This window comes from Sulfurospirillum arsenophilum NBRC 109478, from assembly GCF_000813345.1.
In the GTDB taxonomy this organism is placed as follows: Bacteria; Campylobacterota; Campylobacteria; order Campylobacterales; family Sulfurospirillaceae; genus Sulfurospirillum; species Sulfurospirillum arsenophilum.
The window spans coordinates 510,468-528,588 of sequence record NZ_BBQF01000001.1 but is presented as its reverse complement, the minus strand read 5'-3'; the positions used below and the strand labels follow the sequence as shown (position 1 = coordinate 528,588).

Sequence of the window (18,121 nt, the reverse complement as noted above, 5' to 3'; positions counted from 1 at the left end):
GTTACCTTTTTAGAGTAAATAATTTATAAATCATTAAAGAAGAGGAAACCTCCGACGTGAGGAGGTTTACATGTAAAGAGGTTTTGGCTTATCCGCCGAGGTATTTTTTGCGGATGGTATCATCGCCAATCATTTCAGACGCGACACCACTCATAACAATTTTGCCATTTTCTAAAACATACGCTTTATCAGATATTTTCAGTGCGGCAAAGGCATTTTGTTCGACTAAAAGAATCGTAATGCCCTCACTACGTAAACGCATGATGATCTCAAAAACTTCACCAACGATCTTTGGTGCTAGTCCAAGACTAGGCTCATCAAGCATCAACAGTTTAGGCTCACCCATAAGGGCACGTGAAATGGCTAACATCTGCTGCTCACCACCACTCATCGTTCCTGCAAGCTGATGGCGTTTATCTTTGATACGAGGGAAAAGTTCATACATTGTATCTTTGAGATGCTCATAATTTTCGTCGTTATTAAAAGCACCCATGCGAAGGTTCTCTTCTACCGTAAGGTTGATAAAAATCTTCCTTCCCTCTGGTACCAAAGAGAGTCCGTGTTGCACAAGCGTGTGGGTTTTATGGTTACGGGTATCGTATCCTAAAAAATTGATATCACCTGTTTTTTTAACACTGTTCAATAACGCTTTCAAAGTTGAGCTTTTACCCGCACCATTAGAACCGATTAAAGAGATGATTTCTCCCTCTTTAACTTCAAAATCAATCCCTTTAACAGCTTCAATGAGTCCATAATAGACATGTAAATTTTTAACACTAATCATTATGAAAATCTCCTAAATACGCTGCTATAACTTCAGGGTCTTGAATGGCGTCGCTTGGTTTACCCTCAAAAATTGTCTTACCATAATCCAATACTAAAACTTTATCACACAATTGATTGACAAATTTCATATCATGTTCAATTAAAAGAACTGTCAAGTCAAAATCACCACGTGCTTTTTTAATGATCTCTCCAAGCTCTTCCGTCTCTGATGGATTCATACCAGCAGCGGGTTCATCCAAAAGTAAAAGCGCAGGATTGGTAGCCAATGCTCTTGCAATCTCCACTTTGCGTTGTTGCCCATAACTTAGATCAACCGCTTTTTCATGTGCAAATGAACTCATACCAAAATAGTCTAGTATCTCCATTGAGCGAGCTTTTATACGTCTCTCTTCGCCAATAAAACGAGGGAAACGTAAAATAGACTCAAAAAATCCATAACGCGCTTGGAAATCAAAACCGATCAAAATATTATCCAAAACACTCATGCTCGAAAAGAGTCTAATATTTTGGAATGTTCGAGCAATGCCTTTGCGTACAATATGGTGAGGTTTTAACCCACCAATAGCTTCGTTTTTAAAAATGACTTCCCCAGATGTTGGAACATAATTACCCGTGATGATGTTAAACATCGTGGTTTTCCCAGCACCATTAGGGCCAATAAGTCCAAAAATTTCTTTAGGAGCAACGCTAAAACTGGTCTCTTTGATGGCAGTAACACCACCAAAATTTTTAGTGACATTATCAATTTTTAAGATCATTTGTCACCTTTCTTTCGCCATTTCAATAGGTCCGTTAACTCTCTTTTGCCCATAACACCTTCACGTGCAAAAAGCATAATGAAGATAAGACCCAATGAGAAAACTACCATACGCATACCTGGCATCGCTGTTGTTGTGTATCCAAAAAGATGCATAGGCTCATCCAAGAAGCGCATCCATTCACTACCACCCATGACCAAAACAGTTCCAATAATCGCACCTGTTGTGCTACCAAGACCACCCAGTACGATGATAATAAGAAGCTGAAACGTGAAGAAAAAGTCGAAAAGATCGGGAGAAATACTGGTAAGAAGTGCTGCTAAAAGTCCACCACCCACACCTTCAAAAAAGGCACTGGTACAAAAGGCTAACGTTTTAGCTTTAAAGGTATTCACACCCATTGCAATAGCAGCATCTTCATCATCACGAACCGCTTTCATTGCACGACCATATTTTGAGTTGATAATATTAAGCACCACAATAACAGCAATCATCGCAATGCCACCTGTCCAATAAAGATTGGAAAATTCAGGGATATCATTGAGCCCTAAAGAACCATTCGTTACTTCAGGCGTATTGATCGCTAAAATTTTAATAATAAATCCAAATCCCAATGTTACAATGGCCAGGTAATCGCCACGCACTCTAAAAACAGGGAAAGAGAGACATGCTGCAAGCGTTGCTGCAAATGCGCCACCCAAAAGAAGTGCTACTACGAAATTGGCATGAAGCGTTAAAACAAAAGGATATGGATCGACGATGGCATATTGATACTGTTTAGCTTCAGGGCTTACCAGTAAAAGTGCCGCGACATACGCACCAATTGCCACAAATCCATTAGGCTCAAGTGAAAACTGACCTGTAACACCATTGATAAGATTGTAACTGACTGCTAAAATGACGAAAATGGCAATATTATTTAAAATTCTTACCGTGTATTCATCAAAATGTGTGTTGGCAAACCAAATAAACCATAGTGTGATAACAACAAATGAAATTTTCATCCATTGTTCTTTTTTTATCATGAGACTTTTCATCTTAAAACCTACTTTTTTCAAAATCAATACCCAAAATACCTGTGGGTTTAAAAAGAAGGATTAGAATCAAAAAGATAAATGCAAACGCATCTTTATAGCCACCAAGTTCTGGGAAAAAAGCAATGACAACGACTTCGGTAAAACCGATAATTAATCCTCCAAGAACGGCTCCACCAACACTTCCAATACCACCCACAACGGCAGCAGCAAAAGCTTTGAGTCCCACAAGGACACCCATCATTGGCTCAACAGAAGGATAGTTCACTGCCCAAAAGATACCACCAACCGCGGCAAGGGCTGAACCCATACCAAAGACCAGTGTAATAATGCGGTTTGCATCAATACCCATAAGGTTAACGGTTCCAACATCAAACGCAAGGGCACGAATAGCCATTCCATATTTTGTTTTGTAAAGTACCCATAAAATAATAGCCAATAAAAATGCCGTAATGATTGGGACGATAATGGCCGAAACTGGCATCGTTAACCCCACAATATCAACAACATTTTCTAAGTAAGCAGGAACAGGGAAAGCTTTTGGAACACCCCCAAAAAAGACATTGAAAGCATTTTCGAGAAAAAAGCTTACACCAATAGCGGTAATTAAAAGTGATATTTTAGGGGCACTTCGTAATGGTCGATACGCGATACGATCACTCGCCATACCTAAAAGGGCTGAACCAACAATAGCTAGAAGTACTGCTGCACCAAAAGGAAGATCTAAAACAACAATACCAAAATAACCTAAAAATCCACCCACCATCATAATATCGCCATGCGCAAAATTGATGAGTCTTAATACTCCATACACCATTGTATAACCAATGGCAATGAGCGCATACATACTGCCAAGGCTAAAGCCATTGACCATTTGTTGCATAAACATTGTTAAATCCAAATAGATTCTCCTAAAATATTTTAGAGCAATCACCACTTCAAAAATGGAGATTGCTCTAAAATCTCTGCCTTTACATGTAAAGGCAGAGATGAAGCATTATGGGTTTACCGTTGCTTTATAAACAGCTTTACCATTTTGAACGACTTTGATAACAGCTGAACGTGTTGAGTTACCTGTTTTATCAAGTGTAAGAACACCTGACACGCCTTCAAAGTTTGTTGTAGATTTGATCTCTTTGTTAATACAAATACTGTCTTCAGGATTGGCACAACGATTCATTGCATCAACCATAACATTGTACGAATCTGCACCAAGAGCAACAAATGAATTCATCTCTTGCTTGCCAGTTTTTTTCGCATACGCTGCAATAAAATCTTTTGAACGCTGTGTTGGAGGAGCACTATAATCAAAGAAGTCTGTAAACATATAACCTTCAACTGCTTCGCCACCTAAGTCAATAAAGGTTTGGTTAGCAACGCCATCACCTGAGAACATTGGCTTCGTTAAACCGATTTGTTTCGCTTGGCGAGCGATCATAGATACTTCTGGATGGTACATTGGAAGGAACATAAAATCAGGATTTGCCGCTTTGATTTGAGAGACAACCGCTTTAAAGTCTTTATCACCTGAGCTTACTTTAATCTCTTTAACAATTTTACCGCCTGCTTTTGTAAATGCATCAGTAAATGCTTTTGCAAGGCCAAGAGAATAAACTTGTGCTTGATCGACAACAACAACTGCCGTTTTGAGCTTAAGATCTTTTGCAGCATAATTTGCAACAACCGCTCCTTGGAAAGAGTCAGTGAAACAAACACGGTTTGCAAACTCTTTTTGCTCTGTAAGTTTGTCATTGGTTGCAACAGGAGAGATAACAGGAATCTGTTTTTTTTCTGCAATTGCCATAACTTGTGCTGTATTGGTACTGGTTAGCTCACCAATAATTCCTACAACTTTATCAGAACTAATCAATCGCGTGGTTGCATTAGCTGATTCAACTTTGTCACCTTTGGTATCAATGAGTACCAATTTAACAGTATCTCCATTTTTAAGTTTTGGCTGCAAAGAGTTTGCAAACTCAATACCTTCATACGCAGTTTGTCCATATGCCGCAAGCGGCCCACTCATAGACATTGTAACACCAACACTAATCTCTTTGGCAAAAGAAGAGGATGCCAAAAGCGCAACAGATGTAGCAAGTACAGCTAGTTTTCTCACGTAGACTCCTTGTGTAATATATAAAATATAGTACAAAAAAGTTACTCAAGAATGAATGTAAAATTTTGAAGGGGTTGTATAAAAAATATACAGATTAAGAAAAAAAGTGACACACCATCTCGTTATGAGACGGTGTGTTATGAAGTGTAGAAATTAGAATTTGTAGTTAGCTTTCAACCAAAGGTCTTCACCTTTTACGTCTTCACTTTTATCTTCATATTCAGCAGATACTTTTAAACCTTTAAGAACGCCATCAAATTTGTATGAACCATACAATGCAGTATAGCCTTCTTTAGTAGCTGTCGCTCTGTTTGCATTTGTATCTTTATCGACATAAACGTAACGTGTACCAACATTTGCAGCTGCCGTAATGTCATAATTTAAATCAGCCATATATGCTTGAGAGTCAAAGTTATAACCTGGTGAGCTAATGACAGCATCTGTGTATAGAAGATCCGCACCATTACCTAAACCAGAAACAACTGCTTCACCGGCCACTTTGTCGTTACTTGTTTGTGAGTATGCGATAGTACCGTTAATACCTTTAAAGCTTAAGCCAGCTTTTACAGCATAAACATTGATGGAGTCATCTGCATTATTTTTTGGATTGCTGAATTTATTGTAGTAGTCTTGGATACCGAGTACATAGCCTAGAGAACCAATTGTGCCTTCATAAAGTGCTTCAATATAACCAATGTTAATTGCTCCATCAATTAACACAGTACTGCCATCTTTTAAATATGAATCAGCATAAGCATAAGCACCTGTTAATGTTAAACCAGTGATAGATTTATTGATTGCTGCAAAAGTATATGCGCCTTTGTCAAGATCTACGCTTGCAGAAGAACCTGTTGCAAATGTTTTGGTAAATTTACCAACATCACCTGAACCATTGGTTCTAGATTGGAATTTTTGAACATAACCAGCGATCAATGTTGTGTTTGGAAGATCAGTATTGATAACAGCAGCACCTTCAAATGCCTCTTTTGTAATTCTTGAACCACTACCACTTACAAGTGGAGTATCTAAGAACATACGACCAACCATTGCTGTAGTTTTACCAAGAGTGTATGAAAGATATGCTTCAGAAAGAACTGCACCAGTACCATACATATCGCCACTAAATACATCTTTAGCACCATTAACATCTATCGCACCATCTGCAAAAGGAGCAGCATTTCCTTGGAATGTAAAGTTTGCACCAAAACCAGCAAGTGTGTCAGTTTTATAGTTTAACATAATACCAGATGTAAAGATTGACTCATCTCTTGCAGCTGTACCATTTTGACCATTGTCTCTATTAAAGTAATACGCTTTTAATTCACCTGTTACTTTACCATTCTTAAATGCATCAGCAAGTGTATCTGCTGCAAATGAGCTAGATGCAAGTCCAGCAACAACGATAGCCGCCAAGCTAAGTTTAGCTAATTTCATATTTTCTCCTTGAAAATGTTTATTACCAATTGATTACAAGTTGAAGTATACAAAAAAAAACACTAAAGTAAAATAAAATGTGTGATGAAAAAATAAGCTTTTAGAAGAATTAAGAAGATTTTTTAAAGCAGTGGCAAAGTTGCCACTGCTTTGTAGCTTTAAAAGGAACAAATTAGAATTTGTAACCCGCTTTAAACCACAATTCGTCTGTATCTCTACTAGTAGTTCTTGTAACATTAGTACCAGTATATGTTTTTGTATCTGCTGTTTGAGTCTCATATTGTAAGCCAACAGATAAACCTTTAAGCGCAGCTGCTTGAACATCATATGCTAACCCAACAGCTATGTTTGTATTATCAACAGTTGAAGTAACTGGAAGAGCTGTACTTTTTGATTTATATTGACCTTGCTCTGTCCAACCGTATTGTGCAATAGCTGAAAGACCAGTTACACCAATTTTACCGAAATCATAGGTTGCTGCAAAAAGGTATGAATCTGTATCAGCAGTCATAACTTTTGATGTACCACGAATCATAGTAGATGTGTAACTTGTTGGTCCATTACCCATACCAGCAATAACTCCTTGATCATCTGATGTTATACCGGCTGCAAATGATGCGCCAAAACCAGCAAGTTCAGAGATAGAAATACGACCAGCATAGTAATCACCTTCTAATTGAGCAACATCCAACTGAGCACCTGTTCTAGAACCTCTCGCATTTACATCAAAACCAAGTTTGAAACCTGCTACTGGAAGTACATAGTTAGCTTCTGCATAATATACACTAACATTCGCTATTGATGTTCCTGAAACTACGTCATTAACAACTGCATATTGACCAGTTAATGCCAAGTTTGTAATTGATTTATTGATAACTAAGCCAGTATATGCACCATCAAATGCAAGAGCAGTTGAACCTGCGCCAGTGAAGACAGCAGCTTTTTTAAATGTTGGAGCACCATCATCTTGTGTTCCAAAATTAGAAATAGTACCTGTTCTACCTTGGAATTTACCAACATAACCAGCCGCAACTGTTGTTTGAGGTATATCAGTATTTACAAGAACAGCACCTTCAAATGCCTCTTTATAAATACGTGAACCTGAACCATTAACAAGTGGAGTAGCGATGTATTGGCGACCAACCTTAACGTCAGTTTTACCAATTGCATAACCTAAGTATGCTTCTGAAAGAACAGCACCTGGGGCATATTGGCTATCATTATAAAGAATTTTTGCTTCATCACTTGCAAATGGAGTTGCAGCACCTTGGAATGTTGCACCCAATCTAAAACCATTAAGAGAATCAGTAACATATCCTAATTCAATAGCGAAATCAGCAATGTCTTCTTTACCATCGTAAGCAAATGTTTTACCATCAATTGTTTTTGTTGTTCCTTGAGCTTCATTGGTATCTTTATCAAAATACCAAGCTTTTAACTCACCTTTTACTTTACCATTTTTAAATGCGTCAGCAAGTGTATCTGATGCCGCAAAAGAGCTAGATGCAAGACCTGCAACTACCATAGCCGCCAAGCTAAGTTTAGCTAATTTCATATTGTCTCCTTGAATTTTTTTGAAGGCGAGATAAGTCTATCACAAAAAATAATAAATTACAATTAATATTTAACCGAAAAAAGTTTTTTGACAACTTTTTAGCAACTTTTGTAATCAAATAGTTATTAATAAAGAACCAAACAAGTTTTACATGTAAAGTATATTTTACTTAGTGTGTTGCTTGCACTTTTTTAATAAGATCTTCGCCAATAGCGCCATAAAATTGTGGATAAATTGCCTCCATGGCTTTTTGCCATGACTCTTTTTGCTCAGCGCTTAGTGTATGGATTGTAAAATGTCCTGTCGTTTTTGCATACTCTTTAAGCTTTTGGAGTGTCTCTTCATCATCTTGTGAAACTAGCTTGCGCTCGTAAGCTGTTGCTTCTTTGACTGCTTGCACGATCATCGGCTTAAGATCGCTTGGGAATTTTCTCCAAAAACTTTCACTCATAATCACGAGGTAGCCAAGGTAACCGTGAGCTGAGAGCGTTAAGTCAGACTGAACTTCATAAAACTTTTTTGTATAGAAATTAGAGAGTGGATTTTCAGCGCCATCCACAATGCCTTGTTGTAGGGCTCCATAAACTTTTGAAAAAGGGAGTACATACGTATTTGCACTCATTGTTTTAAATTGAGCTTCTAAGACGTGTGAGTTCATAATTCTAAAATTTTGCCCTTTCAGATCACTGCCTTCTATAATCGCTTTTTTATTGGAAGAGAGATGTTTAAACCCTGCATCCCAATAATCAAGTGCAACAAACCCTTTTGCAGTTACTTTGTCTTTGATGATCTGCCCTACTTCACCATCTAAGACTGCATGAACATGGTTTTCATCTCGAAATAAAAAGGGTAGATCAAACAACTGCATTTGGGGAACCATGCTTGTAAATTTTGAAAAGCTAGGCATTGCAATGTGAACATGACCCAGTTTTAACGCTTTAATCTCTTCGCCATCGCCATAAAGTTCTGAGTTTGGGTACACAATGACCTCAACTCTGCCATTGGTCAGTTCGTAAACTCTTTTAGCTAAAAAATCCGCCCCTTTACCTTTTGGGGTATTTGGACTTACCACATGTGTCAGTTTGATCGTATACTCTGCTGCAAAAGTTGGTAAGACTAAGAGCATTATTAGTGAGAAGATTGAACACCATTTCATCATGTTTGATCCTATATTTTTTTTGATTATAGGCGAAAATCTACAATCTTTACATGTAAAATACAAACACTCAATAAATATGTTTTAGAAAGCTTCTTTTGGTAACGCATATATATGGTAGAAAAATTTAATTTAAAGCTTGTACCCAATGCCTTGAATATTTTTCAAAGTGCCTTCAGGTAATTTCTTACGCAAATTTTTAATCATCAAACGAAGTGCATTAAGGCTCATATATTCACTTTCCCACAATTTTTGTTCTATCTCTTCGTAGCTGATAATCGAATCTTTTTGCAATAAAAGCTCAATCAATTTCGCCTCTTTTTTCGTTAGTTCATACACTTGAGTATGGTGAATAACGACTTTTTGCAGGCTGTCATAGTACCAATCAGGCGCTAACTCTTGAAGATGTGCTTTCTCTTTTGACTGTAAAAACTTCTCCAGTGCATCAAAAAGCTTCGGCTCTGTAATAGGCTTCACAATGTAACGAAGCAATGAAAGCTCAATGGCTTCAAGCATAAAGTCCACTTCTGTGTAAGCAGTGATAATAATAATATGCGCTTTGTTATCGATCTCACGAATCTTTTTTGTAAGCTCAATGCCACTAAGATGAGGCATTTTAATGTCCGTAATGATAAGATCGGGCTTATGCTGTACAAAAAGTTTATACGCCTCTTCACCATCGTTTGCCAAATAGACCTCTTTGAAAAGAAGACTGAGCAGTTCATAAACATTTTTTCGCACCCCTACGTCATCTTCTGCGTATAAAACTCTATATGGTGCAAGCTTTTTCAGCATCTTTTCATCCATTCCAATACCCTTTACATTTCTCAAAAGAATCACTATGATACTTTTTCTTTTCATTATTATAGCAGTCGACGTGGGAGTTTTTTATGAAAATTATTAAAGAGAGCAATATCTCCACCATCATTATCTTCAGTACGATCTTTATTATCAGCTCTTTAATGCTTTTTAACGGCTACTTTTTTATCACCAAACAGTATGAAATTTTACAAGCACAAATCGAAGATAGTAAAAAAACCTTCGTCGAAAACAAACGCAATGTTCTTAAACGTGAAGTGGATGCCATCATTGAATTTATTGAGTTTAAAAAACAACGAACCACTCTTAATGACCCAAAGGCACTAGCGGCACTCAAACTGGAAGTGTACGACTGGATTCGCCATATTCGTTACGGTGGACAAGAGCACAACTATATCTTTGTCTATCAGGTTGAACAGATAAAAGGTGGCGATAAATTTGCCAAGATGCTCATCAACCCCAACCGTCCTGATTTAGAAGGTGAGTATATCTCTGATGCTTACACCGATGAAAATGGCAAAGCGTTTCGCAAAATTTTTCTGCAAGATATTCATGAACAAGGGTACTCTTTTGTGGATTACATCTATAAAAAACCCGAAAGCAATATCATCCGCCCCAAAGTCTCTTACTTTAAACTCTACAAAGAGTGGAACCTCATCATTGCAGCGGGTGCTTATACTGATGATATAGACAAAGAAATCGACATTGCAAAGACTGATTTTAAAAAGAAAATGAAGTTAGAAGTAACATCTGCTATTATCATTTTTTTACTCTTTGCGCTCATTGCCAATACCTTTGCCGTGATGCTGGGTAAACGTATTGAACGCTTTTTACAAACCTACCATAAACAAGTCCAACAAAAAACACTGGAACTTGAAAACCTCAACAAAACGTTAGAGAGTCGTGTTCTTGAAGAGATTCAAAAGAACCGAGAGCAAGAACAACTGCTCATTCAAAAATCAAAATTTATTGCTCTTGGAGAGATGATCAGCAACATTGCACATCAATGGCGTCAGCCCCTCTCCCAGCTCTCAGCACTGCTAATGACACTAAAGCTTAAATACAACATGGATAAACTCGATAAATCCGCTATGGAGATCAAATGTGTCGAGGCAGAAAACATTGTTGAATACATGTCGCATACCATTGACGACTTTCGCAATTTCTTTATGCCTAACAAAGACAAAAAAAGCTTTAGCATCCATGCTTCCATCGATGAAGTTTTGCGTATCATCGGTATGTCGATTACCAACCAAGAGATTGCCATTGAGGTCAACATCCTTCACGATGAATATATTGTGGGGTATAAAAGTGAATACGAACAGGTTGTTCTTAATCTTCTTTCCAATGCTAAAGATGCCATCATTGCATCAGGTAAACAAGGGGGGAAAATCACAATTAGCCTACAGAGTGATGAAACAACTGTTCGACTTATCATCCAAGATAATGGTGGTGGCATTAAGATAGAGCCAGTTGAAAAGATTTTTGAACCTTATATGAGCACTAAAGAGCAAAATGAAGGTACAGGTATTGGGCTTTATATGGCAAAATTGATTATTGAAAAAAGTATGAAAGGGAAGCTTGAAGCGAGAAATGAAAATGGAGGAGCTATTTTTACGATAGAGTTAGAAAAGGGTTTCAAAGAGGCGCTTGGCGGATCGCCCCTTTGAGTCTCCATACATTCAGAAGAAAATATGAAATTCGCTAAGAGAAGTATAGGAACTCAAAGTAAACGATCGGTTAACATATCTAAAAACGTATCATTTAAGAAAAAGAGAAGAGATAAACGTGAAGTTAAAAATGAAAGTGGAGGAGTTATTTTTATGATAGAGGTTAGAAAAGGGTTTCAAAGAAGCGCTTGGCGGATCGCCTCTTTGAGTCTCCATACATTTCAGAAGAAAATATGAAATTCGCTAAGAGAAGTATAGGAACTCAAAGTAAACGATCAGTTAACAATCGTAAATCTAATTTAATTTAACAGTCTCTTCTTGTGGAACGCCTACTACTTGGTGTGCTTTATCGCGTTTGCCAGCACCACCATCGTCACTACTTTTACCTGAACTCTTTTTTCTTACTGGTGGTGGCGTTGTCGTTGCTTGTTTTCCACCTTTGTAAAATCCTGCTTTGATAACAAACATCTCAGTCATTCTCATACCATCAAATGAAGCATAGACAAGATCGCCCTCATTGGCAAGAACTGATTTGTGATTGAAGTTAACGTAAGGCAATTTTCCATTGGTGAGTTCGATACCATCAATTTCATAATTCCATGTTTGAGCAACTGGGTCATGGTTTACTGCGCGAACGACACCTTTAATATAATTTTTACCGACAAGCTTAGAAAGCTTTGGGTTGGTCTCTTTTTCGTTAGCATAGGTTTTCAGTGTTGAAGGCGGTGGCGATTTTGGGGCACATCCTTGAACAAATAAGAATAAAAGCACTACACAAAGAGACGATACAATTCTTTTCAATACAAAATCCTTAATACATTTTTGCGAATTATAGCAAAGTTTCCTATTTATTATGGTAAAATACTGTTCTCGAATGGGGCTGACATGGCTTCGACAGGAGTAGTTTTAGCTTATGGCTGCATGTCGGAAGTGAGGGTCTTCCGTTACACAACCTTCAATCAATAACTGCTAACAACAGTAACTATCGTCCTGCTTACGCACTAGCTGCATAAGTTTAATAAATAAGGACTGCTTCTCCCTTTAATGCTATCTAAGGAGGATTGGGAAGTATCATAGCTATGATAGATATACTGCATGAACGCCTTTACATGCAGCGAAGTTAAAGGCTCGTTTTGCGTAGTTTTCTGATTGTTGTACGAAGCAAAATTAAACACTATCAACAATATCTAAGCATGTAGACGTCATAGGTGGCTATTTTTGGACTGGGGTTCAATCCCCCACAGCTCCACCATTCGAATTGATTTTAACTCGGCAAAATGGAAGTTTTAAACTTCTATTTACTCCCTGTTACCTTCCTAATTCTACTTAATTTTTACCCAATTTTTCAACATCGCGTTACAACCAAAAGGAATTTTTACATTATGAATATACTCTCAAAAAACGCACCACTCGAAGTCTCTATTTTAAAAATGGAAACCATTTTAAAAGATCTTGGTTGTGGCATCACTTTTGCAACCGAAAAACACCCGCTAAAAAACTGCTACTCAGTCAATCTTGCCTCTGTTGAAGCACCCAATCATATTTATTCTAACGGTAAAGGCACGCTCTCTGGGGCATCTAAAGCGAGCGCTCTTGGCGAGTACATCGAAAGACTTCAAACCAATAACTGTTTTATCGACTTTCACCTTCCAAATCGTGCGTACTACCCAGACCAAAAAGTGTTCGAGTTCGGCGGAGAGTACTTAAGTCCTTCTTTATATGGTATCTACAACCCATCCAATGAGATGAGCAACGAAGACTTAGTCGACTTTAACAGTGACTATGCTGATAAGATCGTCGCACTCCCGTTTCAAAGCTTTTTTGGAAATGAGCAAGTTTACATTCCTTTAAATATCCTCAGTAATCTTTATGTGAGCAACGGACTTGCGAGCGGAAACACGCCTGATGAAGCCAAAGTGCAAGCACTAAGTGAAATTTTTGAACGTCATGCCAAAATTGAGATCATCAAAAACGGTTACGCACTTCCAAAGTACCCAGAAGATATCATCGCTACTTTTCCGAAACTGCATGCGGATGTGATAGAGCTTAGAAAAGCGGGCTTCATCGTTGAAGTGCTTGATGCCTCTTTGGGTGGCAAATTTCCTGTAACAGCTATCTCACTTATCAACCCACGCAATGGGACATTGTTTGTCTCTTTTGGCGCGCACCCTATTTTGGAAGTGAGCCTAGAGCGCACCATGAGTGAACTAATGCAAGGACGAGGCGTCGAAAATCTTGACGCTTTTGAAATGCCGACATTTGACATGAGCATCGTAGGCGACACGTTCAACCTTGAAGCGCATTTCATCGATTCTAACGGTAAAATTGGCTTTGGCTTTTTAAATGCTACCAAAAGTTTTGAGTATGCCCCGTGGAATTATAAGGGCGAGGGAAGCCAAGCAGAATACGCCTTTTTGTGTGACATCGTCAAGTCAATGGGCAAAGAGATTTATCTACGTGAGTACACCTACTTAGACTTCTACTCATGCCACATGATCGTACCAAGTGTTTCTGAGGTTTACCCAATCGATGACATGGTCTACCAAAATCGTAACTGCGGTAAATTTATCCGTCATGCTGTGCTCAACTTCAAAGAAGAAAATCACGAAACGCTTTTAGAAACCATCGAGCCTTTAGAAGATTCACTCAATGTGGAAAAATACATCGGCGTCATTTTCGAGCAAAACTTTCAGATGATCGACCTCAAAGCGCAAGTCAATCTACTTTTGGAAAATTACGAAGAGGCACAAATGCTCCTCTCGTTTAGTCAAAATCCAATGGGTAAACTTCTCTGCGAAATCCTCTCATTGAGAGAACAAAGACTTGTCTGGGCAGAATACGAAAGTGCCCTATGGGACATTTTTGGAAAAGAGAAAGTCGAACATGCCATGAATATCTTGGATGGTAAAGCCTACCTCATCGACGTAAGCCTGCACCAACACTATGTTAACATCCTCGATATGTACGATAGACTCGAAGTTAAAAAAGCTGCTATCGTCGCTTAAAAACCTTTACATGTAAAAGATCAGGCTTGCCCAGCCTGCTCTCTTAACTTGTCTTTTTTACTCTTGCGTTTGCCTTTGATAGGCGCACTCCCTTTCTCTTTTTGGGGAGTAACGCCTGTCAGTTCAAACCCTTTGATCTGCTCTGTTTCAAGCTTCACACCACAGCGTTTTTGGATGAGTGCAAAATGCGCTTTGTCTTCATGGTCGATAAACGAAATCGCCAAGCCTTCTTTTCCCGCACGCCCTGTTCGCCCAATGCGGTGGATGTAGTCTTCGGTTGCACGTGGCAAATCGAAGTTGATGACACAGCTCACATCGTCGATGTCAAGCCCACGCGAAGCGATGTCCGTGGAAAACAAAACGCGAATCTTTCGCTCTTTAAAGGACTTTAACGTCCATGAACGGTCTTCTTGAAGCAAATCACCATGAAACGATTCCGCCAAAAACCCGTGCTTGCGAAACTTCACAGCGATGTTATCGGCAGCGCGTTTGTTTGCCATAAAAACCAAAACCAGTTCCCATTTGTTTTCACGTAGTAATTGGCGCAGAAGTGGTGCTCGGTTCTCTTTATTGACTTCAAGGGCTCTCTGCTTGATAAGCTCAACCGTTGGCGCTTCCGCTTCAATGCTCACCTCTACTGCCTCTTTGGTGATCTTAGAGGCAATCATCTGCATTTTTTCTGGGTAAGTCGCTGAGAAAAGAAGATTTTGTCGTTTGGCTGGTAAGGCTTCAAGAATAGAACTTAACTCTTGCTCAAAACCAAGATCGAGCATCTTGTCCGCTTCATCGAGTACAAAGAACTCAACACGAGAAAGATCAATCTGCTTTTTGCTCATGATGTCAAGTAGTCGTCCTGAAGTTGCAACCACGATGTCACACCCTTGTTGAATGTCGTAAAGTTGCTCACCGATCTTCTCTCCACCGATGACACTCACCACTTTGGGTTTTACATGTAAGAATTTTCCAAAGGTGACAAACGACTCCGCGACTTGTACCGTAAGCTCCCTCGTAGGCGTTAAAACCAATGCCTTGATCTTCGCTTTTCCCTCGCCTTTACTTGCACTCCAAAGTTCCAACATCGGCAGCACAAACGAAGCACTTTTGCCACTTCCCGTCTGCGCTCTTGCCATCACATCTTTTCGCTCCAAAACAAGGGGAATCACTTTTTCTTGAATGAAAGTTGGTTGTGTATAGCCAACTTCAGCGAGGGCTTGTTGGATTTCTGGGCATAATTTGAGAGTAGAAAATGGCATAAGTGCTGTCCTTTTAGTCTTTATGCCATTGTAGAATAATCTCACTTTAGAAGAGGCTATAGATAATCTTCTCGTGGTGGCGTAAATACATCAACTACTTCACCTGCTTCAAGAATTTCGAGGCTATGGGGAACATTTTCTGGGATGGTATAGCTATCTCCTGTTTCTAACACTTCATCAAAATCATTAAAGGTAAGTCTGTATTTTCCTGAAACGACATATCCACTTTGCTCATTGGGGTGTGCGTGTTTTGGGACATTATCAGTTATTTTATACAGCATTTTGGTCACCATAGATTTTTCTCCATGCGACAACAAAATAAAATCTACTCCTAAAAATGTCCGTGGTTGTGCATTTTTGTGTTTTGTAATCATCTTTTTTTCCTTTTAATTCATTATTCCTGAAATAATCAGTGCGGTGTAGACCAAAAAGGCTGCCATAATACCATTGACACTTTTACGGTAGTGTTGCATCCATCTCGCTAAGAGCGATCCAAAAAAGATCCATGTAAAAAATGAAAATGCTCCAATGGCCGTGATGACAAGCACAAAAAACATCAATTCTACTGGCGTTGTATGATAGGGTAAAATAAAACTTGGGAAAACGGTCAAACAAAAAAGAATTACTTTGGGATTGACAAATTGTAATAAAAAACCTTTTTTAAATGACCCAAACTCTTTTTTTGAACCAGATTTTCCATCCATCGTAGCGATTTGATAGGCTAAGTAGAGCATATAAAGACTTCCAATCCATTGCATCACCACAATAATATTGGGAATAAATGCACTCAGCAAAGCATTAAAAAATGCCGCTAACGCCAAGGAAATCCCAAATCCCACAATCGTGCCATAACAAAACAAAAGAGCTTTAGAAACGCCATGGTGATGAACCGTAGAGAGAATCATGATGTTGGTCGGACCTGGGGTAATAGTCATCATCAAGCAGTATGAGAGAAAAAATGTCATGTTCATCAGGCCTTATCCTTTACATAAGAAAAAAGCATTGTATTCACAAAGAGTTTTTCAGCAAAAGCATCAACACTGTAGCATTTCATACGCTTACTCCTCTATCTTTTAATGAGGAATCATAGCATACATACATTCTTTAAATTGTATGCAAAACAATTATGCCTTTTGAAGTAAATCTCTTAAAATCACCAAACCTTTCTCCAAATTTTCTAAACTTCTCGAAGCGGTAATGGCAAGGCGTATGGCAGAGATGGGCTTCGTCGTTCCCACCGCAAAACGCGCTGAGCTGTAGACTTGAACACCTAAATTAAAGGCTTCTTCTTCGATCTTGTTTGCATCAATGCCCTCTGGCAACACAAGCCAGCGAAAGCTCGAAGAGGTGGCACCTCTCACATCAAAGTCCCCTAAGATTTTATTGACGATGTGATTGCACTCTTTGGCGAGAATGCGTCGATCTTGAACCAATTTTAAGGCCTTTCCTGATGCCATCATGCGAGAAGCAAGTTCCAGTAAAAAGGGTGAGTGGGTAATGTTGAGATTGTAAATTGCATTGGTTAAAGCGTTTTTATAACGCGAAGGGGTCACGATATACGCTAACCTAAGACCCGGAGCGACGATCTTTGAAAGACTGGCGATATAAAAGGTCTGCTCTGGGGCATAGCTTGCAATGGTACTTCTAGGCGTTTCGTTTAAAAGGCTATGAATGCCATCTTCAATGATGATGATATCTCGCTGCTTTGCCACGCGTGCTATCATCTTTTTGCATGCTTCTGACATCAGATGCGTGGTTGGGTTTTGATACTCAGGCATCGTGTAAATGCCTTTGATTTTTTCATTCTCACACGCCAAAATCAAGCTCTCTTCGCTCATTTCATGCTCAATGTGACGAATTGGAACCAGCTGAATGCCCAGCATATTTGCAGCTGACTTTAATCCTGGATAGGTAAGTGGGTCTGTGCCTATCCTATCGCCTGATTTAAACAGACCTGCAAGAATGGCCACAATAGCATTTTGACCGCCTTGGGATGGAAGGATCGTATCAACCGTAGAGTGACATCCCATATGCGCTAAAAATTTCACCGCTGCTTCTTTTTGCCAATGCGTCGCCATAAAGGTTCCATACCCAAAAAGCCTCCCAAACTCAGCCTCTTTGAGCATCTCTTTAATCACCTGCGTTATTTCATCATAGGTATTTTCATCCGGAATCATCGAGCCCATTTCGATAAGAGGAAAGGAGGTCTGCTTGGGAATCAGACTTAAATTGGTTAAGGAGTCATAGGAGACAACCGTTCCACTGCCGATGGTTCCACAGAGCAATCCCTTTTGCGTGCATAGTTTAAATGCCCGTGAAATGGTGCTGACATTGACATCCAACACATAGGCGAGTTCACGCTGTGGAGGCAGTTTAGTACCTGGGAGCAAATTTCCATTTTTGATATCGGCTTCTAATTGTTCCGCAAGAGCTATGTAAAAGGGTTTGTGTGAGGGAATAATTTTAGGCTTCCATGTAAGAGGTAGATGATCAAAGGTAATGTCGGACATTCATTTCTCCTTGCTATAACCACAC

General features: G+C 39.0%; 16 protein-coding genes and 1 other RNA gene. 3 read left to right on the top strand and 14 right to left on the bottom strand.

What is annotated here, in order from left to right; all coding sequences use genetic code 11:
• Positions 1 to 88 precede the first annotated feature (88 nt).
• The 9 genes from SAR02S_RS02680 to SAR02S_RS02640 all read right to left on the bottom strand — a co-directional run bounded on the left by SAR02S_RS02680 (position 89) and on the right by SAR02S_RS02640 (position 9,646).
• Positions 89 to 784 (bottom strand): ABC transporter ATP-binding protein, encoded by a 696-nt coding sequence (locus tag SAR02S_RS02680; protein ID WP_041956644.1) that lies wholly within the window; start codon positions 782 to 784, stop codon positions 89 to 91.
• Entirely contained in the window at positions 777 to 1,544 is a 768-nt protein-coding gene (locus tag SAR02S_RS02675) for an ABC transporter ATP-binding protein (protein ID WP_041956642.1), read from the bottom strand. Before SAR02S_RS02675 ends, SAR02S_RS02680 begins: the two co-directional genes overlap by 8 nt.
• Complete coding sequence (locus SAR02S_RS02670; protein ID WP_198133063.1) at positions 1,541 to 2,569, bottom strand: branched-chain amino acid ABC transporter permease; 1,029 nt, start codon at positions 2,567 to 2,569, stop codon at positions 1,541 to 1,543. The genes SAR02S_RS02675 and SAR02S_RS02670 overlap by 4 nt, the downstream gene beginning before the upstream one ends.
• Before the next feature lie 13 nt (positions 2,570 to 2,582).
• Positions 2,583 to 3,479: a branched-chain amino acid ABC transporter permease gene (locus SAR02S_RS02665; protein ID WP_198133062.1), complete on the bottom strand. Its 897-nt coding sequence runs from the start codon at positions 3,477 to 3,479 to the stop codon at positions 2,583 to 2,585.
• 96 nt (positions 3,480 to 3,575) lie between these two features.
• Positions 3,576 to 4,694: an ABC transporter substrate-binding protein gene (locus tag SAR02S_RS02660; protein ID WP_041956638.1), complete on the bottom strand. Its 1,119-nt coding sequence runs from the start codon at positions 4,692 to 4,694 to the stop codon at positions 3,576 to 3,578.
• Positions 4,695 to 4,847: 153 nt separating this feature from the next.
• The gene (locus SAR02S_RS02655; RefSeq protein WP_041956636.1) at positions 4,848 to 6,128 is read right to left on the bottom strand and encodes an OprD family outer membrane porin; all 1,281 of its coding nucleotides are present in this window, start codon (positions 6,126 to 6,128) and stop codon (positions 4,848 to 4,850) included.
• 172 nt (positions 6,129 to 6,300) lie between these two features.
• The gene (locus SAR02S_RS02650) at positions 6,301 to 7,683 is read right to left on the bottom strand and encodes an OprD family outer membrane porin (RefSeq protein ID WP_041956634.1); all 1,383 of its coding nucleotides are present in this window, start codon (positions 7,681 to 7,683) and stop codon (positions 6,301 to 6,303) included.
• Between the two features lie 169 nt (positions 7,684 to 7,852).
• On the bottom strand, positions 7,853 to 8,839 hold the full coding sequence (locus tag SAR02S_RS02645; RefSeq protein WP_198133075.1) for a DctP family TRAP transporter solute-binding subunit: 987 nt from the start codon (positions 8,837 to 8,839) through the stop codon (positions 7,853 to 7,855).
• Positions 8,840 to 8,971: 132 nt separating this feature from the next.
• Entirely contained in the window at positions 8,972 to 9,646 is a 675-nt protein-coding gene (locus tag SAR02S_RS02640) for a response regulator transcription factor (RefSeq protein WP_084218435.1), read from the bottom strand.
• A gap of 83 nt (positions 9,647 to 9,729) precedes the next feature.
• Between SAR02S_RS02640 and SAR02S_RS02635 the strand changes: the two genes are divergently transcribed.
• Complete coding sequence (locus SAR02S_RS02635; protein WP_041956631.1) at positions 9,730 to 11,328, top strand: cache domain-containing protein; 1,599 nt, start codon at positions 9,730 to 9,732, stop codon at positions 11,326 to 11,328.
• Positions 11,329 to 11,622: 294 nt separating this feature from the next.
• On the opposite strand, the gene SAR02S_RS02625 is transcribed toward SAR02S_RS02635, so the two are convergent.
• The gene (locus SAR02S_RS02625) at positions 11,623 to 12,129 is read right to left on the bottom strand and encodes a hypothetical protein (protein WP_041956627.1); all 507 of its coding nucleotides are present in this window, start codon (positions 12,127 to 12,129) and stop codon (positions 11,623 to 11,625) included.
• A gap of 75 nt (positions 12,130 to 12,204) precedes the next feature.
• On the opposite strand from SAR02S_RS02625, the gene ssrA reads away from it, so the two are divergent.
• Together ssrA and SAR02S_RS02620 are read left to right on the top strand one after the other, a co-directional pair.
• Positions 12,205 to 12,580: a transfer-messenger RNA gene (gene ssrA, locus SAR02S_RS13335) on the top strand.
• A 130-nt stretch (positions 12,581 to 12,710) separates the two neighbouring features.
• Entirely contained in the window at positions 12,711 to 14,333 is a 1,623-nt protein-coding gene (locus tag SAR02S_RS02620) for a YcaO-like family protein (RefSeq protein ID WP_041956625.1), read from the top strand.
• A 20-nt stretch (positions 14,334 to 14,353) separates the two neighbouring features.
• Here SAR02S_RS02620 and SAR02S_RS02615 read toward each other — a convergent pair whose 3' ends face one another.
• The 4 genes from SAR02S_RS02615 to SAR02S_RS02600 all read right to left on the bottom strand — a co-directional run bounded on the left by SAR02S_RS02615 (position 14,354) and on the right by SAR02S_RS02600 (position 18,096).
• The gene (locus tag SAR02S_RS02615) at positions 14,354 to 15,586 is read right to left on the bottom strand and encodes a DEAD/DEAH box helicase (protein WP_041956623.1); all 1,233 of its coding nucleotides are present in this window, start codon (positions 15,584 to 15,586) and stop codon (positions 14,354 to 14,356) included.
• Positions 15,587 to 15,642: 56 nt separating this feature from the next.
• Positions 15,643 to 15,960 carry a cupin domain-containing protein gene (locus SAR02S_RS02610; protein ID WP_041956620.1) on the bottom strand — a complete coding sequence of 106 codons (318 nt, stop codon included), beginning with the start codon at positions 15,958 to 15,960 and terminating at the stop codon, positions 15,643 to 15,645.
• 12 nt (positions 15,961 to 15,972) lie between these two features.
• Positions 15,973 to 16,557, bottom strand: a complete 585-nt coding sequence (locus tag SAR02S_RS02605; protein WP_041956618.1) for a LysE family translocator — start codon at positions 16,555 to 16,557, stop codon at positions 15,973 to 15,975.
• A 153-nt stretch (positions 16,558 to 16,710) separates the two neighbouring features.
• Positions 16,711 to 18,096, bottom strand: a complete 1,386-nt coding sequence (locus tag SAR02S_RS02600; RefSeq protein WP_041956616.1) for an aminotransferase-like domain-containing protein — start codon at positions 18,094 to 18,096, stop codon at positions 16,711 to 16,713.
• Positions 18,097 to 18,121: the final 25 nt, after the last annotated feature.